The sequence below is a fragment of the Cupriavidus sp. GW822-FHT02D05 genome (genome assembly GCF_058802485.1).
This window is the reverse complement of the sequence record NZ_JBXAOE010000009.1, coordinates 82,678-105,322: the sequence shown is the minus strand read 5'-3', so window position 1 is coordinate 105,322 and position 22,645 is coordinate 82,678. Positions and strand designations below refer to the sequence as shown.

20 protein-coding genes are annotated in these 22,645 nt (G+C 59.5%); 7 read left to right on the top strand and 13 right to left on the bottom strand.

Going from position 1 to position 22,645, the window contains the following annotated elements; genetic code table 11:
• Nucleotides 1-84: 84 nt before the first annotated feature.
• The 12 genes from AC1RQK_RS13960 to AC1RQK_RS13905 form a co-directional block, all read right to left on the bottom strand.
• Nucleotides 85-729, bottom strand: coding sequence for an imm11 family protein (locus tag AC1RQK_RS13960; protein WP_492809395.1), 645 nt, complete (start codon nucleotides 727-729; stop codon nucleotides 85-87).
• 485 nt (nucleotides 730-1,214) lie between these two features.
• On the bottom strand, nucleotides 1,215-1,859 hold the full coding sequence (locus tag AC1RQK_RS13955) for an imm11 family protein (RefSeq protein WP_492809394.1): 645 nt from the start codon (nucleotides 1,857-1,859) through the stop codon (nucleotides 1,215-1,217).
• A gap of 433 nt (nucleotides 1,860-2,292) precedes the next feature.
• Nucleotides 2,293-2,940: an imm11 family protein gene (locus tag AC1RQK_RS13950; protein ID WP_492809393.1), complete on the bottom strand. Its 648-nt coding sequence runs from the start codon at nucleotides 2,938-2,940 to the stop codon at nucleotides 2,293-2,295.
• A gap of 328 nt (nucleotides 2,941-3,268) precedes the next feature.
• Entirely contained in the window at nucleotides 3,269-3,913 is a 645-nt protein-coding gene (locus AC1RQK_RS13945) for an imm11 family protein (protein ID WP_492809392.1), read from the bottom strand.
• A 139-nt stretch (nucleotides 3,914-4,052) separates the two neighbouring features.
• The gene (locus AC1RQK_RS13940; RefSeq protein ID WP_477134789.1) at nucleotides 4,053-4,703 is read right to left on the bottom strand and encodes an imm11 family protein; all 651 of its coding nucleotides are present in this window, start codon (nucleotides 4,701-4,703) and stop codon (nucleotides 4,053-4,055) included.
• A 179-nt stretch (nucleotides 4,704-4,882) separates the two neighbouring features.
• A complete protein-coding gene (locus tag AC1RQK_RS13935; protein WP_477134788.1) occupies nucleotides 4,883-5,533 on the bottom strand; it encodes an imm11 family protein in 651 nt (216 codons plus the stop codon).
• Between the two features lie 180 nt (nucleotides 5,534-5,713).
• The gene (locus AC1RQK_RS13930; protein WP_492809391.1) at nucleotides 5,714-6,214 is read right to left on the bottom strand and encodes an imm11 family protein; all 501 of its coding nucleotides are present in this window, start codon (nucleotides 6,212-6,214) and stop codon (nucleotides 5,714-5,716) included.
• A 232-nt stretch (nucleotides 6,215-6,446) separates the two neighbouring features.
• Complete coding sequence (locus AC1RQK_RS13925) at nucleotides 6,447-7,325, bottom strand: pentapeptide repeat-containing protein (protein WP_492809390.1); 879 nt, start codon at nucleotides 7,323-7,325, stop codon at nucleotides 6,447-6,449.
• Nucleotides 7,326-7,517: 192 nt separating this feature from the next.
• Entirely contained in the window at nucleotides 7,518-7,859 is a 342-nt protein-coding gene (locus AC1RQK_RS13920) for an H-NS family nucleoid-associated regulatory protein (protein WP_492809389.1), read from the bottom strand.
• Between the two features lie 1,636 nt (nucleotides 7,860-9,495).
• Nucleotides 9,496-9,783: a helix-turn-helix domain-containing protein gene (locus tag AC1RQK_RS13915; protein ID WP_492809532.1), complete on the bottom strand. Its 288-nt coding sequence runs from the start codon at nucleotides 9,781-9,783 to the stop codon at nucleotides 9,496-9,498.
• A gap of 193 nt (nucleotides 9,784-9,976) precedes the next feature.
• Nucleotides 9,977-10,186, bottom strand: coding sequence for a helix-turn-helix domain-containing protein (locus AC1RQK_RS13910; protein ID WP_492809531.1), 210 nt, complete (start codon nucleotides 10,184-10,186; stop codon nucleotides 9,977-9,979).
• Nucleotides 10,187-11,317: 1,131 nt separating this feature from the next.
• Nucleotides 11,318-11,893: a hypothetical protein gene (locus tag AC1RQK_RS13905; RefSeq protein WP_492809388.1), complete on the bottom strand. Its 576-nt coding sequence runs from the start codon at nucleotides 11,891-11,893 to the stop codon at nucleotides 11,318-11,320.
• A 726-nt stretch (nucleotides 11,894-12,619) separates the two neighbouring features.
• On the opposite strand from AC1RQK_RS13905, the gene AC1RQK_RS13900 reads away from it, so the two are divergent.
• The 5 genes from AC1RQK_RS13900 to AC1RQK_RS13880 all read left to right on the top strand — a co-directional run bounded on the left by AC1RQK_RS13900 (nucleotide 12,620) and on the right by AC1RQK_RS13880 (nucleotide 20,723).
• Nucleotides 12,620-13,075 carry a type II toxin-antitoxin system prevent-host-death family antitoxin gene (locus AC1RQK_RS13900; RefSeq protein ID WP_492809387.1) on the top strand — a complete coding sequence of 152 codons (456 nt, stop codon included), beginning with the start codon at nucleotides 12,620-12,622 and terminating at the stop codon, nucleotides 13,073-13,075.
• 401 nt (nucleotides 13,076-13,476) lie between these two features.
• Nucleotides 13,477-15,834, top strand: coding sequence for a type II secretion system secretin GspD (gene gspD, locus AC1RQK_RS13895; protein ID WP_492809386.1), 2,358 nt, complete (start codon nucleotides 13,477-13,479; stop codon nucleotides 15,832-15,834).
• Complete coding sequence (gspE, locus tag AC1RQK_RS13890) at nucleotides 15,834-17,288, top strand: type II secretion system ATPase GspE (RefSeq protein WP_492809529.1); 1,455 nt, start codon at nucleotides 15,834-15,836, stop codon at nucleotides 17,286-17,288. Before gspD ends, gspE begins: the two co-directional genes overlap by 1 nt.
• Nucleotides 17,289-17,302: 14 nt before the next feature.
• A complete protein-coding gene (gene gspF, locus AC1RQK_RS13885; protein ID WP_492809385.1) occupies nucleotides 17,303-18,508 on the top strand; it encodes a type II secretion system inner membrane protein GspF in 1,206 nt (401 codons plus the stop codon).
• 88 nt (nucleotides 18,509-18,596) lie between these two features.
• Complete coding sequence (locus AC1RQK_RS13880; RefSeq protein ID WP_492809384.1) at nucleotides 18,597-20,723, top strand: DNA/RNA non-specific endonuclease; 2,127 nt, start codon at nucleotides 18,597-18,599, stop codon at nucleotides 20,721-20,723.
• 159 nt (nucleotides 20,724-20,882) lie between these two features.
• Here AC1RQK_RS13880 and AC1RQK_RS13875 read toward each other — a convergent pair whose 3' ends face one another.
• Nucleotides 20,883-21,707 carry a hypothetical protein gene (locus AC1RQK_RS13875; protein WP_492809547.1) on the bottom strand — a complete coding sequence of 275 codons (825 nt, stop codon included), beginning with the start codon at nucleotides 21,705-21,707 and terminating at the stop codon, nucleotides 20,883-20,885.
• Between AC1RQK_RS13875 and gspG the strand changes: the two genes are divergently transcribed.
• The gene (gene gspG, locus AC1RQK_RS13870; RefSeq protein WP_492809527.1) at nucleotides 21,649-22,074 is read left to right on the top strand and encodes a type II secretion system major pseudopilin GspG; all 426 of its coding nucleotides are present in this window, start codon (nucleotides 21,649-21,651) and stop codon (nucleotides 22,072-22,074) included. The genes AC1RQK_RS13875 and gspG overlap by 59 nt on opposite strands.
• A gap of 8 nt (nucleotides 22,075-22,082) precedes the next feature.
• Nucleotides 22,083-22,589 (top strand): type II secretion system minor pseudopilin GspH, encoded by a 507-nt coding sequence (gene gspH, locus AC1RQK_RS13865; protein ID WP_492809383.1) that lies wholly within the window; start codon nucleotides 22,083-22,085, stop codon nucleotides 22,587-22,589.
• The last annotated feature ends 56 nt before the right edge of the window (nucleotides 22,590-22,645 follow it).

Sequence of the window (22,645 nt, the reverse complement as noted above, 5' to 3'; positions counted from 1 at the left end):
AAATGCTCTATACTTCTGTTAATTATATGCACAATTCTTAGGTCGACACATTAGGTCAACAAGGAAGTCAGTCGATCAAACCGATTACTCTTTCTTTTTGATGCATTTCTTCGCGAAATTCCATCCGTCCATGCGCTCTGACGCGACAAAGTCCCGTAACGCATCAGAACAGAAGAACTCATTGCTAGAATGCTCCGGATACTGTTTCGTTGCCCCAAAATCGCTAGGCAATTGCCAAAAATGGTGACCAGCCACTATATTTCCGTCTAACACGCAGACACCATCGGCAGCGCTAGAGATTTGACCGCCGCTTAGTTCGTAGCCAGTGCGGCCATATCCCTTGGCAAATGTCGTCTCCTCGACAATCACCGCATCAAGCCGCGGAGGTGATACAATCCAGTAATAAATCCCATAGCATTGGTCCCGGTGCGAGTTCTCCAGCCCCCATATCTCGAGCGGAAAAAAGCGGTGCCTACCCGGCTCGAGCGATTCCAGTTTGTCTTTGAGAGACTCACAAACAATGAATGGGCCGGCAAGCCAACCGAGAATTGCGGGTATCCCACCACCCTTGCGTTGCGCCACTCTCAGCACTCGGGGAACTCCCGCTTGCTCTTCGTCTGTTAGCTCCAGTCCGCGGTCGATTTTGGTCTTTAACCGGATAGAAATTGGCGGATCGAATTCCCTGCCCACAGCGCTTGCTCCGCTGCTGACCATTACTAGGTATGACATACCGTCTCCTTTTCCTCATCCTTGCGTTGACAGTTGATATAGCAAGACGCGTCGATGGGATCACTTCTGCAAGCAGAAGATATAGTGCACGCCCATAACGAATTGGGCCTTTGAAAACTGGCGACGACTATCTCTACGTCAGTATGCAACATACCAGATTGCCTCACGCTGGATGACCGCAATCTCCCTTCGTGTATGAAGACCAGTTCATTCAGACGATCAAATAGCCAGCTTGTGTCAGCTGTACTTCGAGACTCTGTGACTCTTTCCTTAAGCGGGTCTTGCAATCGGATCCCGATCCGAAGGTTGGATCACCCGTCCGGCTAGACGGATTCGCGCCATTCATCGAGCAGAAAGTCACAGAAAATTCATCTCAGATCGCGAAAAAATGGCGACCGTATCCCGTTCCCCACGCCGCCCAGAACTATGCGATTCGATACGCTATGGCACGCCAGCCCGTAGACACGTACGTCCGGTACGTACGTTCATCGATGCTTGGAAATGCACTTCTTGTCGCCGGCCCATCCGTCCATCTTCTCAGCCCTGATGTGCCTCCATAGCTCGTCCGAGCAGAAGTAGCTGGGGATACAGCGGTCTGGGTGGCTTTGTGTTTGGCCGTAGTCCCGTGGCAGTTGCCAGAAGTGATGACCCTCAATGACATCCTGATCAAGCACGCACTGCGCATCGTCGTCCGTATCTATATCTGCGCTGCGTTCATAGCCTTCGCGGCCAAATCCTTTGGTAAAAGTGGTCTCCTCGATGATCACAGCGTCGAGTCGCACTGGGCACAAGATCAGGTAGTAGGTGCCGAACACCTTTTCATTGGGTCCCGCGTCCAGGCTGCGAATCTCGATCGGCACGAAGTCATGCCGTCCGGGTTCCAGTCCTTCCAGAATGCCGCGCAGGCGCTCGCACACGATAAAAGGGCCATTTCCCCAACCAATAATCGCCGGCACCCCGCCACGGCGCCGCTCCTCGACCCTCAGGATGCTGGGAATCACGGCCCGCTCTTCTGGCGTGATCAATGTCCCGATCGAAAGGCGTGCCTCCAGACGCCCATCGATCTCCGGATCAAATTGCTTGGTGACCGCACTGCCGCCATTAACGTTAACGGTGATCAGGTAAGGCATGTTCATTCTTCCATTGGAGATGGTGTCAGAAATTAGTTCCCGTGAGGCTGGCACCATTGGAACATCGGGAATCCCGTAAGATCGGAAAGGCCGATAGTGTCAACGACGGCGCTTACTGACGAGTTCGATTCGATGGAGTATCGCTGAAACGGCATGCTGGGCCTCGGACACGTACGTCCGCCATGTTCCTCTGCGTTTGGCAATGCACTTCTTGTCGCCGGCCCATCCGTCCATCTTCTCGGCCCTGACGCGTCGCCATAACTCGTCAGAGCAGAAGTAAGTGGGGATACAGCGGTCTGGGTGGCTCCGTGTTTGGCCGTATTCCCGTGACAGTTGCCAGAAGTGATAACCCTCAATGACATCCTGATCAAGCAGGCACCGCACATCGTCGCCGCTACCATCCAGGACGACGGGGTAAGATTGTCTTAATATCTTATATATTTCTTACGACACACTTTTTCTCTATCGTCCACCCATCCATCTTCTCGGATTTGAACCTAGACCATAGTTCATCTGAACAAAAGTAACCTGTTTCTGAGTGATTCGGATAATTCGACGTACTCCCGAAATCAGATGGCAATTGCCAAAAATGATGACCCTCTATAACCATTTTATTCAATGCACAGACGCCTTCCTTTAGTGTTGAAATTCCACCTCCGCTCAGCACATAACCTTCCCGCCCACCCCCCTTATCAAATGAAGTCTCATCGATAATCACCGCATCGAGCCGAATAGGACACAAAATCAGGTAGTACGTACCAAATATTTTTTCATCGACCCCACGATCTTCGCTGCGAATTTCGATAGGCAGAAAGTCATGTCGACCCGGCTCCAACTCTTCAAGAATATCGCGCAAACGCTCGCAAATAATAAACGGTCCGATATTCCACCCAATAACGTCGGGTATTCCGCCGCGTCTACGTTCCGAAACTCTCAATACTCGAGGAATAGCCGCCCGATCTTCTGTCGATATTGACGTCAGGAGAGTTATCTTCGCGTGCAACTCACGGGCAATCTCTGGATCAAACTGCTTACGAACAGCGCTCCCATCTGAAACACTAAGTCCAACTAGATATGGCATAATTACCCCACTTATCTTTTTTATCCTAAACCAAATCAGTGATTTATATTCCACTGAATCAAGTAAATCACACAAGTGGAATTATAAATATACTCTCAACCCGCCAACGGAATAAATAATCTCGATCACCGAGCCTGGCTAGGGTTAGTCCACCGCATGGCTACTGCCGTCGAGCCGTCGAGAGACTTGACAGTAATCTGGGGCAACTCTTTGAAATCCGTAAAGTCGATAGGGTCAGCCATGATGCTTTCCGATCACTTCACTTCACTATTGGTTGGTTCCGAAGCAGAACGCCTGAGCCTTTCCGAAACATAGACGTCCGTCATCTTCATCTGCGTTTGGCAATGCACTTCTTCTTGGCGGCCCAGCCGTCCATCTTCTCGGCCCTGATGTGCCTCCATAGCGCGTCCGAGCAGAAGTAGCTGGGGATACAGCGGTTTGGGTGGCTTTGTGTTTGGCCGTACTCCCGTGGCAGTTGCCAGAAGTGATGACCCTCAATGACATCCTGATCAAGCACGCACTGCGCATCGTCGTCGCCATCAATCCGTGCGCTACGCTCATAGCCTTCGTGGCCGAATCCTTTGGTGAAAGTCGTCTCCTCGATAATCACGGCGTCGAGTCGCACCGGACACAGGATCAGATAGTAGGTGCCGAACACCTTTTCATTGGGTCCCGAGTCCAAGCTACGAATCTCGATCGGCACGAAGTCATGCCGTCCGGGTTCCAGTTCTTCCAGGATGTCGCGCAAGCGTTCGCAAATGATGAAAGAGCCACCACTCCAGCCCAAGATCGCAGGAACCCCGCCACGCCGCCGCTCCCTCACCCTCAACACGCGGGGAATCGCGGCCCGCTCTTCTGGCGTGATCAATGTCCCGATCGAAAGGCGCGCCTCCAGACGCCCATCGATCTCCGGATCAAATTGCTTGGTGACCGCACTGCCATCGTTAACGTTAACGGTGATTAGGTAAGGCATGTTCATACTTCCATTGAAAATGGTGTCGGAAATAAGTCACCGTGAAAGGCCAGTGGTGTCCCCCACGGTGATTTCTGACGAGTTCGATTCGATGGCGTATCGCTGAAACGGCATGCCCGGCGTCGGACACGTACGTCCGTCATGCTCTTCTGCATTTGGCAATGCACTTCTTCTTGGCGGCCCATCCGTCCATCTTCTCGGCCCTGATGTGCCTCCATAGCTCGTCCGAGCAGAAGTAGCCCGTGATACAGCGGTCTGGGTGGCTTTGTGTTTGGCCGTATTCCCGTGGCAGTTGCCAGAAGTGATGACCCTCAATGACATCCTGATCAAGCATGCACTGCGCATCGTCGCCGCTATCAATCCGTGCGCTACGTTCATAGCCTTCGCGGCCGAATCCTTTGGTGAAAGTCGTCTCCTCGATAATCACAGCGTCGAGTCGCACCGGACACAGGATCAGGTAGTAGGTGCCGAACACTTTTTCATTGGGTCCCGCGTCCAGGCTGCGAATCTCAATCGGCACGAAGTCATGCCGTCCAGGTTCCAGTCCTTCCAGGATGTCGTGCAGGCGCTCGCACACGATAAAAGGGCCACTTCCCCAACCTATAATCGCTGGCACCCCACCACGCCGCCACTCCTCGACTCTCAGGATGCGGGGGATCGCGGCCCGTTCGTCTGGCGTGATCGACGTATCGATAGCAAGGCCCGCCTGCAGACGTCCATCGATCTCCGGATCAAATTGCTTGGTGACCGCACTGCCGTCGTTAACGTTAACGGTGATTAGGTAAGGCATGATCATTCTTCCATTGGAAATGGTTTCGGAAATTAATCACCGTAAGGCTACCACCATTGGAACATCGGGAATCCTGTAAGATCGGAAAAACCGATAGTCCCACCGCAGTGCGTTCTGACGAATTCGATTCGATGGAGTATCGCTGAAACGGCACGTTGGGCCTCGGACACGTGCGTCCATCATGCTCCTCTGCGTTTGGCAATGCACTTCTTCTCGGTGGCCCAGCCGTCCATCTTCTCTGCCCTGATGTGCCTCCATAGCTCGTCCGAGCAGAAGTAGCTGGGGATACAGCGGTCTGGGTGGCTCCGTGTTTGGCCGTAATCCCGTGGCAGTTGCCAGAAGTGATGACCCTCGATGACATTCTGATCAAGCACGCACTGCGCATCGTCCTTCGTAGCTATTTGTGCGCCACGTTCATAGCCTTCTCGGCCAAATCCTTTGGTGAAAGTGGTCTCCTCAACGATCACGGCGTCGAGTCGCACCGGACACAGGATCAGGTAGTAGGTGCCGAACACCTTTTCATTGGGTCCCGAGTCCAAGCTACGAATCTCGATCGGCACGAAGTCATGCCGTCCGGGTTCCAGTTCTTCCAGGATGTCGCGCAAGCGCTCGCAAATGATGAAAGGGCCACCACTCCAGCCCAAGATCGCAGGAATCCCGCCACGCCGCCGCTCCCTCACCCTCAACACGCGGGGGATCGCGGCTCTCTCGTCTGGCGTGATCGACGTACCGATAGATAGACGCGCTTCAAGACGACCATCGATTTCGGGGTCGAATTCTTTAGTCACCGCACTGCCATCGTTTACGTTGTCGTTGATCAGGTAAGGCATGTTCATACTTCCATTGAAAATGGTGTCGAAAATAAGTCACCGTGAATCTACCACCATCGGAACATCAGAAGTCCTGTAATATCGGAAAAGCCGATAGTGTCAACCACGGCGCTTTCTGACGAGTTCGATTCGATGGAGTATCGCTGAAACGGCATGCTGGGCCTCGGACACGTACGTCCGTCATGTTCCTCTGCGTTTGGCAATGCACTTCTTCTCGGTGGCCCAGCCGTCCATCTTCTCTGCCCTGATGTGCCTCCATAGCGCGTCCGAGCAGAAGTAACCCGTGATGTAGTGGTCTGGGTGGCTCTGTGTTTGGCCGTAGTCCCGTGGCAGTTGCCAGAAGTGATGACCCTCAATGACGTCCTGATCAAGCACGCACTGCGCATCGTCGTCCGTATCTATATCTGCGCTGCGTTCATAGCCTTCGCAGCCAAATCCTTTGGTAAAAGTGGTCTCCTCGATGATCAAAGCGTCGAGTCGCACTGGGCACAAGATCAGGTAGTAGGTGCCGAACACCTTTTCATTGGGCCCCGCGCCCAGGCTGCGAATCTCGATCGGCACGAAGTCATGCCGTCCAGGTTCCAACTCTTCCAGAATTTCGCGCAAACGCTCGCAGATGATAAAAGGTCCGACGCTCCAGCCCAGGATCGCTGGCACCCCACCACGCCGCCGCTCCCTCACCCTCAGGATGCGGGGGATCGCGGCTCGTTCTTCTGGCGTAATCGACGTATCGATAGCAAGTCCGGCGTGCAGACGGCCATCGATCTCTGGATCAAATTGCTTGGTGACCGCACTGCCGTCGTTAACGTTGACGGTGATTAGGTAAGGTATTTTCGAGGCTTCCCAGTCTCAATGGAGTAGCCGATGCGGCTCAAATGATCTACCCGTTGCGCCTTCTTGTATCGCTCGGTGGTCATTCCGAGTCCTCTTGCGCAGGCGATCCACTGTAAGCATCTGGAAGCGTCGCACCGTCAAGGTTTGCTCCGGCCAAATTTGCCCCGGTAAGGTTCGCCTCCTTGAGATTTGCACCCGTGAGGTTCGCGCGCGCTAGATTCGCGTACGTGAGATTTGCACCCGTTAAGTTCGCGCGGGTGAGATTGGCCTCGAGCAAGTTTGCGCCCGTGAGGTTCGCATTGCTCATGTCGGCTTCACCCAGCCGCGCACAAAGAAAAGTGGCCTTCGACAGATTCGCTCCGCTCAGGTCCGCATCGAACAGATTGGCCTCAGTAAAAATGGCAGCCCTGCAATCCGCACCGCTCAGCGTGACACCGGGCATGTCCGTTCGCGAAAAATTTGCCCAGCTCAATGTCGCACCGGAAAAGTAGGCGCCGCAGGCGTCTTCTACGTTGGCGAGACGGGCGCCCGTGAGATCAGCACCGGTAAAATCAGCATAGAGAAAGTCGGCCTGCTCTAAGTCCGCACCACTGAGATTCGCGTTGGTGAAGTTGGCCGCGCGGAGTTGCGCATAGGTCAGATCGGCATTGATGAATTCGCTGCCAGTGAGATCCGCACCGTCGAGATTCACGCCGTGCAAATCCGCGCCGCTCAGGGATGCGCTACTCAGTTTCGCCCCGCTCATGTTGGCGAAACGCAGTTCGGCGGAACGAAGAACTATGCCGGCAAGATCCGCATCAGCCAAGTTCGCATTATGAAGATCCATGATCCCAGCGGCGATCCGTTCAGAGCGGGTAAAGGCGCCAGCCGCCGCCTGCAGCGTCAGTCGGATACTGTTGTTTTCTGCTTCATGGGAGAAAATGACCCGATCGCGGTCGTCTTTGATGTCGATTTTCATGGGGACCCTTTGGAACAAAAAATCAAACTTTCGACTGAGGTGCCGCAGCGCACGAAAATATCGAGTGCAAAACAAGTGCTCTCTGTGTGCCTAATAGTACACAGCCATTCATGACGCTCTTGTGTCACATTGTATTTGTTGTGTCCCCACCGAGGAGGGGCCCGAGTGGATGGCCCAATGTTGCCGTCTGCATTAACGGCTTCGACGAAACGGCCTATGGGTGGCACGGCCTCGCAAGGAGCGTTTGGTCCGACGGCACGGCAAGGTGGCAACTTGCGAGTGCCCCGCGGTCTGCCTTGGCCCACGGCGCCCTATTGGCCGGTTGATCGCATAACATACCCCACCCGGAAAAGCTCCTCCGTCTGCCCCGTGTGGGACCGCGCGCTGCAGCCACTCCGGCATGGCGCCGCGGCCGTCCCAGCTCTGCCCCTGTGCGTTGCGGTAGCGCACTGGCCCAGACGATGGGGTCGGCAGTATCTCGACAAAGCAGCCTGCCGCCTGCAGGTCGGCCAGGGTCGGGCCGTGCTGGGCCATCAGGATGATGGATCCAGATAGTTGCTTGGGCGCGCTCGATTTCAATCGACATGGTGTGGGTGAACAGATTTGGGGCCGCGCCGGATTCCGCGTTGTGCCGTCTTGCGGGAGCGCTGGACTTCAGGGTTGTTCTAGGTGATGGCTGTTGTGGGAATCAGTGCCGGCGGGAAGACACGGCCACCCTCGCTGCTTAAATTTTAATCAAATCTGCTGACGCCGCTGGCACTCGACCCCGCGCGGCTTGTCCACAGGCTTGTCCCCTCGCGCGGTGGATAAAAGCCATCCGACACCTCCGGCCTCCCCCCTCAGCACGGCCCCGGCTTGAACTCGGTTTTCGTCGCCGGCGCCCAGCGCATGCTGCCTACCAGGCGACGCGTCGCGGTGGCTTCCGCATCAGCCCTCTCGGCCAGCTCAGCGCCGCTTCGAGTTTGGCTCGCAGGCCTTCCTGTGCCGCCTCGCCATGCGCAAGCGCCTGCTCTGCCTCCGCCAGTTGCCGGCAGAGCGCGTCGCGCTCGGCCTGCAGCTGCACCCGCGCCTTGCACGGGCCACGGCCGCGTCTTGCGCCTGCGCGGACGCGTTGGGCCAGTTCAGGCGCGAGCAACCCGCGTCTTTTTCATCTGGTTAATGGAGAAGCCCCATGCCGTGGTCAATGATTGGACGAGCGGCGCTAGTCTCGCACTGCAGCAGAATGTGCGGTATTGCCCATCGGTGACCTCCACAAGCGCTGCCCGCCCCTTCACGAAGGCATAGGCCCCAGAGCCACCGGGTCAAGCGCCCAGACCAGTCGCTCAATCTCCGGCACCTCGCAGGGCGAGGCCACCGGCGACGCCACCCTCGTGCGGTACCGCGCACTCCCCTGGCGCCCGGCATTGAGGCAGCGACCTTCACTTGTGATTCAGCACGCCAATGCTAGGCTAAATGTCCCCCAGTTATAGGAGGCAAGTCATGGCAACGTTCCAACGCGACAATCTATTTATCGTCACTTCCGTGGAGGAGTTGCCGTCGGGGCGGTACCGGGGATTTTTGACCTTGACCGGAGGTGCCAAGCCACCGCGAGCAAGGGCATTACGGAACTCAAGTTTGCGTTCTGGCAGAAGATGTTCACCGGGCGATTTGATGCCCAGATGTGGAATCCATGGCTCAAAACTGTTCTTCCCTACGTCGGCCAGGGAAGACCGTGCAAGCAGCGCCGAGAGCTTCGGAACCGGATCGCACATTACACAACGAACCCATCCACGCTCGAACGCTCGCCGCCGATTTTGCGAAAATCGAGGCGCTAGTTCGGCTGCGATGTCCTGTCACGGCAGCTTGGATGAGCTAACACCAGGATGCTCGGTCCCTGATCGGGATCGGACCTCCTTGATTAACCTCTGATGCGGTCAGACCTGGTCCCGTAAATAGCGCTTGAGCTGGCTGTAAGCGTGGTGGCAACCTTTCCAATCCGTCTTCCCACTCAGCCCGGTCGGACGCGGAACGTCATCCCATTCGCAAATGCGACGGCCCGCCGCAACGAGCCCGGCATCTCACCCTGCCCATCCCATTTCTGCCCTTCAGCGTTGCGGCATGAGTCGTGCGGGTTTCGCCAGCCGTGGCATTTCGCGATTGCCGCATGCTAATTGCCGTGCCGGGACGGCAATTAGTCCCATTCCAAATCCCTCGCCCCCCCAACTTCGTACGCCTTAGACTCGCGCGCTGCATGAGATGCGGCTTGCTCAAGAAGAGGCACGTGATCCTTCGGGACGACCAGCATTGTCAAACCCAAACCGGCTAGAGCGCGGAGGACATAGTCAAGATGAACGCCCTTTCCGTTCTCTAGCTTCGACAGCATTCCCACAGACACCCCACACGTTCGGGCAGCCTGATCAATTGGTAGGCCTTGGGCGGCGCGAGTCGCGCGCACCCTATCCCCAAGATGGGAGCACATCTTGATCGTGGCGCGCGATGGCAATGTTGAATCTGGCAAAGGTCGTGGCATGTGCAAGACAAAGTTATGGGGGGCCCGAAAGTAGCGGACACATCTTTATTTCACGAAGATGAAAGTATATCGGAGACCGGCTTGCTTCGTACCATGAGCTTCTGAAGAACTTTAGGGGAGCGCCCCGGCGCCGGCCATCAAATCAAAGTGTGCTGAAGAGATCAGCAACACTGATCCGTAAAGCTGTCGCGAGCGTTTCGATCGCATCGAGAGAGGGATTGGCACCTCCTGTCTCTATGCGGCTCATGTAGGTACGGGCAAATCCCACTCGATCTGCAAAAGCCTCTTGGGAGAGGCCTGTGGCTTTCCGTAGGTCTCGAATGCGCGTGCCAAAGCGCCGGCGTAGGGTCATTTTCATAACCCCCTACTGTGGTGGGGTGCACACCAATCGTACACACACTAATCGTGACATTCAACGCAAGACTGGCTACGCTATGCCGACGCGAGACGCGATCGTCGACATCGTTGTCGACTCCAAACGAAAGTACACGGTCACTATGAGCGGAATGTTTGTGATTTGGCATACGGCCCGCAACGCGGGCGAACTGGCGCGCGCCGCCGCTCCATACCACGCACTCGGAATCGCCATGGCGCGAGGGGATTCGCCCCTAGTTGAGCCACAACATGCTACCGCGCTGAGGTTACGTGAGCTGGTAACTGCGTATCTGCGATATCAAGCCGGTGAGGTATACCTTCATCGGGAGGCCATACAATGCGTTTCCGCCTGTTGTGCCTACTGGCAAGGCCGGAACGCGCTGCCCTGCCGTTGGCGGCAGATCCGTAACCTGGTGGTACGATTCGAATTCGATCTCGCTCGCTCCCTGTTCCAGCCTAGCCGGGTCTATGCTGTCGGACAAGAACTAGCACGAGTGACTTCAATCGAGTAACTGACCAGGCTGGTGCCGGCGGGATGTCGGCGGTTCGGCGCCACAGTATCAACCGCCATCAATCGATGCCCTGACCGTCATTTGTACATGGCCTGTCGTATGGCCCGGAAAGCTCCATCTGGTCGACCAACCCCATCCTTGCCACGCGATGCGATGAGTTCGCTTTGCTATCTGGTCCCATGCTGGGCACAGATGCCGTACCCCTGCCATGCTATTTACAGTCGTTGCCTGCCCTAGAAAGGTGGACAGGGTTGAAGATCCCATTGCTCAGACCCGAACGGCAACTATGCTGTCTGGTAACCTCACTAGGTAACCTAGTGTCGGCCTCCGGCCCTTCTCTCCGCTTGCTCCATCGATCAGGATCGGGCGATGGGGGAAAGCGCCCCGGCCCAAAGCCCCATCCCGGCCCCTATCAGCTCTCTGGCGGTGAGCACTGGATCTATTAGCGTCCGGCAGGCCACGCGGTGGACTGAACCGCAGTCGACGCCGGTTGGCTCGACACAGGAGACAGCGGCGACTCCGTCTGCGTTGGCGAACTCGCGGCGTTCGAGGAATCCGATGGCGCGATTTGTCCTGGGCTCGGCAGTCAAGCCCCCCTACAAACTGGTAAGTATCTCGCGCTGCGGTTGGCCAACGTACAGAATCCCTCCGCCCGCAAGGGGTACGGCGACGGCAAACATCGACATATCACGTCGCCAGAACGCGTACCCGACGAGGGGCTTTCCCCTGATTAGGCAGCTACGCGGACCGTCAATCCGCAATTCGACAGGACACAAGCCGGAATCCGAGTCGACCAGGATGCCGTAAGCAACACAGTTGCCCGGGATACGAGCCAACAAGCGGTAACCAGCTTCGGTGGCTGTTACTTCTATATCAAGTTTGCCCCCCTCCTCAAGCGCCCAGACCTGCCCGACGAAATTCCCGACCAAAGAGTCCTCACCGGGAAATGACGCCAGCTCCTCGATTCGCAAGAAAACGCCCTGCTCTTGATCCGTTCCGGGCAAGAGACGCAGAGTGATCTTCCCTTCCTCGGTCAAATCGCTGACCAGGGCCACATCCCTTGTGACGCCCTCGAATGGGATGCACTCGACTGCGGAGACCGCCTCTGCCAACGGCTCTTCTATATACAAAAAACGCTCGGACCGTGCCGGCACTCCACCAAACAGCAGCAAGGTGGGACCCCCTCCATATCCGCTTGCGCCGACAACTCGGCAACCACAGGTCGTGGTGCCTTTGAACAAAGCCTTCGCAACACTCGATAACGCAATATTTGAATTCAGGCCTAAAGTGCTATCCACAATTGCCGCTCCCCGTGGTCAAGGCAGGTCCATCGAGTCCGGTCCGCTCGCTTGGTGACACTTCGGCGGTCCCGACCATATTTCATTAACGCACAGCGTCGTTTCCTGACTACCTCGGTGTGGCATTTTTTTTGTTACATTCGGCATCCAATTAATACATTGGCTTTCATGGATAGCGATCACTGAGTAGGGGAAATGGCAAGCATCCTGTCAACGCGACCGCCGACAGGACGGCATAGCGTGAGCAAACCGTTCGCGCAATAGCTTCAGGCGGAAAAAGCGCCATTCGACCCTGCGCTCAGGACACGCGGATGGACCCCACTTGATAGGGGTAATCGGCCCCGAACCCCGGATGGCTATACGTTATTGGGCCGAACAACAGACCGCCGACGCAATCTCTGTAGATTTTGTAACGAATCCGCCATCTCGGCTTCTTAGCATCAGGTATTTCTGCCTACGATTGCTGTGACGAGCACGCTACCGTTTGCGCTGGGCACCACGTGAACGGGCCTGGGAGCCAGCCGCACAATCTCCACCCAGCGTCATCAAACCCATGAGCCTTTGGCGAAACGCCTGTGTTCACTAGAACCCGAAAGAATATTGACAGTCGCGCCTCGCGTTGACAACGAAGGCGAGGCAAGCAAAGAGCGAGGCAATACCGAGGATCCGATGCCGCTCCAACCGGGCAGAGCAACACCACATTTCTCCAGCCGCCAACAAGGCTTCGCCCGCCGCGATTGCGGACGACCGCCTGATTTTGCCAAGGGCGGTCGTCTCGTCTCTACATTAAAAGGTTACGGCATGACGGAAAGTCAGTGGGTCATCAGCGTAACAAAGTTCAGTGCCAACCCCTCCCGTGCCTTGGAGGCCGCGCAAGAGCAACCGGTACTGATCACAAAGCACCAACGCCCGCACGCATACCTAGTGTCTGCGGAGTGCTGGGTCGAGATGCGCACCCTCCTCGCCAACAATCGCGCAGAGAAGGCCGAAAAAATCAATGGCGACAGCGCCATCAAGCAAGTCAGCATCTCCGGTACCTCGTGCGGTAATGAATAAGCGCAGGAGGAGGGTTCGTACCTCGAGCAGGAATCAGTCCCCCAGACAAGGTATGTCGTATGTGCCACGCATGGCAACTTGAGACGCCGTATGCCGTCTCGCTCTGTCGGGTAGGGGATACCGCAGGCCGACTCCTTGACGACGAATGGGTACGTTCGCGCCAGTACGCCGCACCACACCGCGCAAGGAATGGGCCAAACCGCGAGGCGTGCGCAAGATGACATCCTGATGGCAGGAACTGGCCTTTCGACGCCATGGCTCTGTTGCACTAACCAGATAGCGTATGCGCTCTGCCATGTCCCACCAGCAACCTTTGGTGACGCGCCACCCCGACGGCATTCCGCCAACTCACTGTCGCCGTGCTAAAGCGACCCCAGTCACGGCCATCCCGCATGCCGAACATGAACCTCAAATGCAATCCTGGGCGCGCTTGCGCACTGCTGCTTGCCTTGACCGCCAGCCTGCCGCAAGGGGTGCTTTCGGCGCAGGTCTCCCCGCAACCTCAGCGACGCGTTACGCTGGAGTTCGATAACGCTGAGATTGTCCAGGTAGTGCAGGCCATCGCTACCGCGCACGGAAAGACGGTGCTGCTCGACCCTCGTGTCAAAGGCTCGCTTAGCCTGTCCTCGGACAAGCCGCTGACCACCACGCAAGCCATGCGCACGCTGCAGTCGGCCCTGCGTCTGCAAGGCTATGCCATGGTGGAGGACGGTGACATCTTGAAGGTTGTTCCCGAGGCCGACGCAAAACTTCAGGCGATGGCGACGGTCATTGGCAACGCAAACGAGACCGGCACGCGTGGCAATCAGGTCATCACGCAGGTATTCCGCCTCAAGCAGGAGTCCGCAACCACGCTGATACCCGTGCTGCGCCCGTTGATCACGCCAAACAGCGTGATCAATGCCTACGCAAACAACAACACCATCGTTGTCACAGACTACGCCGACAACGTGCGCCGCATCGCCGACATCATCGCTGCCGTCGACAAAGGCGTGGCAGGAGGCGATGTGGAGGTGGTGCCGCTGCGCCACGTGATTGCCAGCGATGTGGCAGTCCTGCTGCAGCGCATGCTCGATCCGGGTAACGCCGCGACCAGCGGCAGTGCCACTGCCGGCAGCGCAAGCGGCGGCAGTGGCGAAGCCGGCCTTCGCGTATCGGTGGTGGCAGAGCCGCGCAGCAACACACTGCTGATCCGCGCCCCAAGCACAGAGCGGCTGCAGCAATCCAAGGCGCTGGTGGCCAAGCTGGACCGTCCTTCCAGCCGCCCAGGCAATATGTATATGGTGCCGCTCAAGAATGCTAGTGCCGCTACATTGGCCCAAACCCTGCGGGCGCTGGTGGCGGCGGACGCCACGCTGTCAATGACGAGCAGCGGCGGCATCGCACAAGCGACAGCCAGCAGCGGCTCCTATCCGTCGATGCCACCTCTCCCCACGGGCAGCGGCGTGGGCGGGAGCCTGGGCGGTGGGCTTGGCGGCGCCACCACCACTACAACCAGCGGCGGCTTTGGCACCTCGAACATGGGGGCGAGCACCGGCAGCGCGGCCCCTGCCACCACTGGCGGCACCATCCAAGCCGACCCCGCCACCAACTCCCTGCTGATCACGGCCTCCGAGCCGGTCTATCGCAACCTGCGTGCACTGATCGACGAACTAGATACCCGCCGGGCCCAAGTCTACGTCGAGTCCATGATCGTGGAGATCACCTCGGACAACGCCGCTGAGCTCGGCATCCAGTGGCAGGTGCAGAACGGACGCCTATTCAGCGGCACCAATTTCGGCAGCGGCGGACAGAACATCGTCACCCTGGGCGCAGGCGCGGTCACCGGCGGGGGCATCCTGCCATCGCTTGCGGCGAATGTAGCCAGTGCCGGCGGCCTGAATGTCGGCGTCATCAGCGGCAAGTTGGGGCTCAATGCGTTGTTGCGCGCGCTTAGCACACAGCAGGGCGTCAATATCCTGTCCACCCCGAACTTGATGACGCTGGATAATGAGGAGGCCCGTATCATGGTCGGCCAGAACCTGCCCTTCGTCACAGGCTCCTACGCTCAGACCGGCAGCTCGGCTAGTGTCACGCCGTTTCAGACCATCGAACGCCAGGACGTGGGGTTGACCTTGCGCGTACGCCCGCAGATCACCGACGGCGACGGCGTCAAGCTACAGATCTACCAAGAGACCTCGGACGTGATCTCGGCGGGCGGCAATAACGGCCCCACCACCAACAAGCGCGCGCTGGAAACCTCGGTAATGGTTGATACTGGTGACATCATCGTGCTCGGCGGCCTTATGCAGGATTCCTACAACGAAGGCGTGGACAAGGTGCCGGGCCTTGGCGATATCCCGTTGCTCGGCGCGCTGTTCCGCTACGAGAACAAGCAACGCCGTAAGACCAACCTGATGGTGTTCCTGCGGCCCACCATCGTGCGCACGCCCGAGTCCGCGCGCAATGTCGTAATGACGCGCTATGACTACATGCGCAACGAGGGTGCACGCTACCCTAGCGACAACTGGTTTGTGCGCGATGACGATACGCCCCAATTGCCGGCAACGTCCGGACAGCCGGACGGCGCGCCGCTGCCCTTGGGCAACCGCCGCGCGGTACCTCCGGCCCGCCCGCAGGCCGGCGGCAGCAGCCTTTCCGTTCCCCCACCGCGTCCCGCGGGACCGATGCCCGACGCTGCCGGCGAGATCGCGACACCTGTTACGCCCAACACCGCCCCTGCACGGCCGGTGACAAGCCCCGACGAGCGAGGCGGATGATGGTCACGCCCGCCGCCACCCCCTCCCGTCGCTCTGCCAACGCGCGCCTGGTGCCCTATGCCTGGGCCCGAGCGGCTAGGCTGCTGGTCGTACCGCGGCCCGGTGACGTGCCGGAAGCGTGGCTATGCCCCGACACCTCTGCCCAAGCCATCGCCGAAGCCGTACGAACATTTGGCATCAACCGCCTTGTCATGCTTAGCGCCGAAGCCCTGCAACAGGCTCTGTCACAAGCGTATGCGGCCAACGAAGGCTCCGCAGCGCAAGTAGTGGGAGAAGTGGAGGGCGAGATCGACCTGTCGCGGCTGATGCAGGAGCTGCCAGCCGTAGAAGACCTGCTGGAAGCCGAGGACGATGCGCCGGTAATACGCATGATCAACGCCCTGCTCACCCAGGCAGCGCGCGAGGGCGCATCGGACATCCACATCGAAGCCTTCGAACAAAGTTCGGTGGTACGGCAGCGCGTGGATGGCACCATGCGCGATATCGTCCGACCCAACAAGGCACTGCACGGCGCGCTGATCTCCCGCATCAAGATCATGGCGCAGCTGGATATCGCGGAGAAGCGTCTGCCCCAAGACGGGCGCATTACGCTACGGGTGGCTGGCCGCGCCGTGGACGTGCGCGTCTCCACTCTGCCCACCGGACACGGCGAACGGGCGGTGCTGCGCCTGCTTGACAAAGATGCTAGCCGGCTCGACCTGGCGAAGCTTGGCATGAGCGCGGATACGCTGAGGCTGTTCGATCGCCAGATCCAGCAGCCGCACGGCATCGTGCTGGTCACCGGCCCCACAGGCTCGGGCAAAACCACGACCCTGTATGCCGCTTTGTCCCGGCTGGACGCTGCCGCCACCAACATCATGACGGTCGAGGACCCTATTGAGTATGACTTGGACGGCATCGGCCAGACCCAGGTCAACGCGCGTATCGACATGACCTTCGGCAAGGCGCTGCGCGCCATCCTACGCCAGGACCCCGACGTCATCATGATTGGCGAAATCCGTGACCTGGAGACAGCCCAGATTGCAGTGCAGGCCTCATTGACCGGCCACCTCGTGCTCGCGACCCTGCATACAAACGATGCCGCTTCGGCAGTCACCCGGCTCACCGACATGGGGGTAGAACCCTACTTGCTTGCCTCCAGCCTTCTCGGCGTACTGGCGCAGCGATTGGTCCGGCGCCTCTGTCCGGCCTGCAAGTGGGAACAGGAAGGTCTCTGGCACCCACGCGGCTGTACCCGGTGTGGGCCCACCGGGTACCAGGGCCGCTCCGGCATCTACGAGCTGCTGGTGGTAGACGACCAAGTGCGCAAGCAAATCCATCAGCGTGCGGCCGATGCCGATATCCGCGCGGCGGCGGTCAGCGCCGGCATGCTCAGCATGCGCCAGGACGGGCAGCGCTGGATCGACGCCGGCCTGACCTCGCTGGAAGAAGTGCTGCGCGTCAGCAAAGATTGAGAGGGAGTCTCGGCATGCCAGCTTTTCGCTATGAAGCCGTAGATTTTGCCGGCAAGATCTATCGCGGCATGATCGAGGCCGAGGGCAGCCGCGCCGCGCGCGGCCAACTCCGCACGCGCGGCCTGACCCCGCTCAAAGTGATGGTAGTGACCGCCGCGCCGGCAGGAAGCAGCACCTTCGGCAGTCGCCTGGGCACCCAGGAGCAAGCGCTCTTCACCCGTCAGGTGGCAAGCCTGCTGACCGCTGGCCTTCCGCTCAACGAAGCGCTGGGGGCACTAGCCGACCAGGCAGAGCGTACCTATGTACGGGAACTCATCGGCGCGATCCGCGCCGAGGTCATCTCTGGCCAATCCTTCTCCGGGGCACTCTCGCAACACCCTCGGGACTTTCCCGACATCTACCGCGCCCTGGTTTCCGCCGGGGAACACAGCGGGAAGCTGCATGTGGTGCTGACGAAGCTGGCGGACTATATCGAGAGCCGCAATGCCTTGACACAGAAGATCAAGCTCGCCTTTACCTATCCCGCTGTGGTCACCGTGGTCGCGTTCGGCATCGTCATCTTCCTGCTGACCTACGTGGTCCCGCAAGTGGTAGGGGTGTTTACCACCACCAAGCAGAAACTGCCGACGATTACGACCATCATGCTCGCCTGCAGCGATTTCGCGCGCGACTGGGGCTGGCTGGCCGCGCTCGTTTGCGTCGCCGCAGCGTGGCTGGTTCGCCGCATTCTCGCCCTACCCGGCCCGCGCCACCGCTGGCATGCCTGGCTGCTCACGGCGCCGCTGCTCGGAAAGCTTGTGCGCGGCTACAACACCGCGCGCTTCGCCAGCACGCTGGCCATTCTCACCAGCGCCGGCGTGCCGATCCTGCGCGCACTGCAGGCGGCCGGCGAAACCCTTAACAACGTGGCATTGCGCGATAACGTGGAAGACGCCATCTCGCGCGTGCGCGAGGGCACATCACTGGCCCGCGCCCTCGCCTCCGCCAACCAATTCCCGCCAGTGCTGATTCATCTGATCCGCTCTGGCGAATCCACCGGCAAACTACCTGAGATGCTCGAGCGCGCGGCCGAGGGCGAGGCCAGTCAGTTGGAGCGGCGGACGCTGTTCATCACCGGCCTGCTAGAACCTGCGCTGATACTAGGCATGGGCCTGATGGTGCTGTTGATCGTGCTTGCGGTGCTGATGCCAATCCTGGAGATCAACCAGATGGTGCGCTGACACGGCCGCTGTCCCTTTGTCATCCGGCGGTCATCAACGGCCGCTAGCTTGGCAAGCACGCTATCGGCTTCTCCCCTAGGAGGTAAACGTGAACGACGTCAAGCAACAGCTGGACAGCCTGGTACGCGAGCGCGCGGCAATCACCGCCGACCAGCGCAAAGCCTCACTGCTGGCAGTATGGAGCAAAGATCCGTTGGCGGCGGAGCCGGACCGCGCCAGGGCAAAGAACTTCGCCGCACGCATGGGCGCGGAATCGCTGCAGGGCGACAGTATCGATTACCTGCCATCCTCATTCCTTGCCCTGGGCACCCGTCGCAGCCGCGCCGTCGCTATCGTCCGCTCAGACACGGGCTCTGCACTGGCAACCGGCTTCCTGATCAGTCCCGCCCTGTTCATCACGAACAACCATGTGCTGGAGACCGCCACGGATGCCGCAGCCGCCCTGATCGAGTTCAACTTCGAGACAACAGAAGACGGAACGCCCTTGATCGGCTCACGCTTTGCCCTCGCGCCTCAGCGCTTCTGGCTGTCAAGTCCGATCTATCAGCTTGACTTCGCCATCGTAGCGGTGGGTGAGCGGCTCGCCGGCCCGAACGACATTACGAGCTTTGGCTACCTGAGCCTGAGCGACCGTCCGGACAAGCATGCGCTGGGGATGACAGTGAACATCATCGAGCATCCACAGGGCCGCCGCAAGCAAGTCGTGGTAAGGGAAAACCGCCTGCTGGCACGCGGAGAAGGCGGTGGCGCCGAGCATTGCCTGCACTACGCCGCCGACACCGAGGAAGGCTCCTCCGGCTCGCCCGTCGCGAATGACAACTGGGAGGTGGTCGCGCTGCATCACTGGGGCGTCCCGCATCTGGATACGGTCTCAGTCGACGGCGTCGCCATCCCCATGACAGTCAATGAGGGCATTCGCGCAAGCGCCATCGTCGCTCAACTGCGACGGGACCTCGCAAGCCTCGCCGCCCCCGCCCAGGCCCTGCTAGGCGCCGCGCTGGCTGCCGGCGACGCGGCGCTGCCCACCGCCGTCCCGATTGCCCCACTGGCACCCGGAAACCCGCCGCCGGGCGCCCACGTCCTCCACCTCGGGGGCGAATCCCTACAACCAATCGCCACGGGAAGTACCATGTCCGCTGAAAACGCAGAAAACACGGAAACCCGCCAGGTCGTCCTGGTACCGCTGGAGATCAGCGTGCGCGTCGCGCGGCAAGCCGACACGCAGCACCTCTCAGCAAGCCAATCCGCACTGGTGCTGCCCTCCGCAAGCGAAACACTGCCGCGCGGGCTGCAATATGCCGAGCGCATGCGACTCGACCGGAACTATAAAAACCGCAACGGCTACAACCCGCACTTCATCGACGGCCTGGCCATTACACTGCCTGACCTCGTACAAACACGCTCCGGCGAAATCGCGCCCCTGAAGAACGGCGTGCCCGGTAACCCTGCCCTGCTTGAGTACGAGAATTTCTCCATCATGATCTGCGCACCGCGCCGGATGGCATTCGTGTCGGCCGTGAATATCGACGCCGCGCACTATATCGACATTGATCGCGATACCGGCGCGCCCAAAATCGGGCCGGAAGGTGACAGCTGGTACGACGACGACCGCATGGACCCTCGCCACTATATCGGCCAAGACTTCTATGGCGCCTGGAGTACGTACTTCGATCGTGGCCACCTCACGCGCCGCAGCGATCCCACCTGGGGCACGCCGGAGCAAGCAGCCAGAGCCAATGCGGATACGTTCCACCGGACGAATTGCACGCCGCAACACTTCCGCTTCAACGAGAGCATCAAGTTCTGGCAAGGCCTGGAGCGCTACATTCTCGAATTCGGCGTACTGAAGACTAACGCCAAGGTCACCGTGCTGACGGGGCCAGTCCTCGACGACGACAATGTGGCACCTTGCGACGGTATTAATGTGCCACTACTGTTCTGGAAGGTGATCTTGCGCGTAGGCCCCGACCAGCAGCCGCAGGCAAGCGCCTTCGTGGTCAGCCAGGAAAAGTTGCTCAAGGAAGCCCGCGTCGCGCTCAAGCCACCTGCGGACGGCATCGCCCCGGTCGTGGAGACCTTCAGGATTGGCGTGGCCAAGCTTGCCAGCCTGACCGGTCTGGACTTCTCGGGCTTCGCACAGTACGACACCTACAAGAGCCGGCCAGGCGCCGAAGCTGTTCCCCGGCCGATGACGGCGTGGGAGGATGCGCTCTGAGGCCATCGCCAAAGGCCGATGTATCGAGAAATGGATTGGCGAAGCACGGACCGCTGATCCGAAGAACGGACATCGCCATCCGCTCGACCTTTCTCGATATGCAAGGCAGTTGCGTATCGCGCCCACACATCGTCAGCAAGCCGTATCTGCGGGTCGCGGCTATTTGACTGCGGTCTGTGAGCCGGCCCGCGGCACATTACTCACAAGCGCTGGCGCGCCATCATCCCACTCATGCCCGCCAATCGTCGTAAAAGAGGACAGTACCGGTACCTTCGGCGCTGCCGCCATGCGCACCTCCCGTCGTACGCCGTAGCTTGACAGCACAACCAAGCGCTCGCCAACCTCCTCTAGCACCAGGCCTGGCGCCGCTTCGCGCCCAGTCAGCACAAGCCGTGGCGGCTTGCCATTCACTGCGATCACCGCTGCGCCACTTGCCTCCCCAGCATCTCTGCCGGTGCGAATGACGCCGCTAACCGTGATTGGAAGTTCACTATCCTTGGCCGAACGGGCACCGAACAGCCGCGCTCCCTCTCCCGATACGAATGGAGCCGAGATTGCCTTGGCCGCCGGCACGCTAGCTTGCCTCGCGGCGTGCAGGCGCGTGCCCCAGTATCCCGCCGCGGCGATGCAGGCCAACGCGCAAACGAGCGTGAGGAGTCGCTGGCGATAGACCGCTGGATGCGCAAAGCGGGCCACCAGCGCGGAGCCGCGCACACGCGCGAATATTGACCGGGTCATGGCGGTGAGCCTCTCGTATGAAGTTTTGGTGTCAGAAACCGCGTAAGGCGCGTAACCGGTTTGCCCCACATCTTCGACAGAATCACCCTGGCCCATCCCGGAGCGCGGCCCTTGCAGCTTTGTACCGCGCAGGCATGACAGACTTCTTGCGGAAACTACGATGAATTCGCCCAATGTGCCAACGACCATGCGGACACGTTCCGCCGCCGGCTTTACCCTGATCGAAATCATGGTGGTGATCGTCATTCTCGGTGTGTTGGCCGCGCTGGTGGTGCCCAAGATCATGAGCCGGCCAGACGAGGCCCGGCGAGTCGCAGCACGCCAGGATATCGCCGCGATCATGCAGGCGCTCAAGCTGTACCGGCTTGACAATGGTCGATATCCCACGGCCGAACAGGGACTGCAAGCCCTCATCGCGCGCCCGACGGCGGAGCCGCTGCCCAACAACTGGAAGAGTGGCGGATACCTCGAGAAACTGCCCAAGGACGCCTGGGGCCAGCCTTACCAGTTCGTGAATCCGGGCGTCCGGGGCGAAATCGACATCTTCAGCTTTGGCGCCGACGGCCAACCTAACGGCGCTGGTAATGACGCAGACATCGGATCATGGGAATAGGCCCTGTCATGATCGCCACGTCAAGCCGCCGCCTCATGGCCCGCCAGTATTCAGGCAAGAGTCAATACGGCTTCACGCTGCTTGAGATGATGGTGGTGGTGGTCATCATCGGCATCGTCAGCGGGCTTGTTGTGGTCAATGCCCAACCTAGCCCTCGCAACTTGCTAGAGCATCAGGCCCAACGACTGATCCTGCTGCTACAGGATGCGCACCAGGAAGCCAGGTTGCGAGCGCAGCCCATCGCATGGGAAGCGACGCCGCAAAGCTACCGGTTCCTGGTCCGCGATGGAGAAGGCTGGCAACCCATGCGCGACGAGATACTGCGTGCTAGCAGTTGGGGGGCACCGCTATCGGCGCTCACTGTGGCGCAGCCGAATTCCGCGCCACAGGCCGGCGCGGTGAGAGTCTTGTTCGGACGCGAGCCAATGGAGCCCACGCTCACCATTACGCTGGAGCGCGACGGGGCGCGCGCCAGCATCCTAACCACCGCGCCAGGCCGCTATGTGGTCCAGTAGGCGACGGCCCGCGCGCCATACACTCCGGCCACACGGCATGGTTTGCCGTGTCCTCA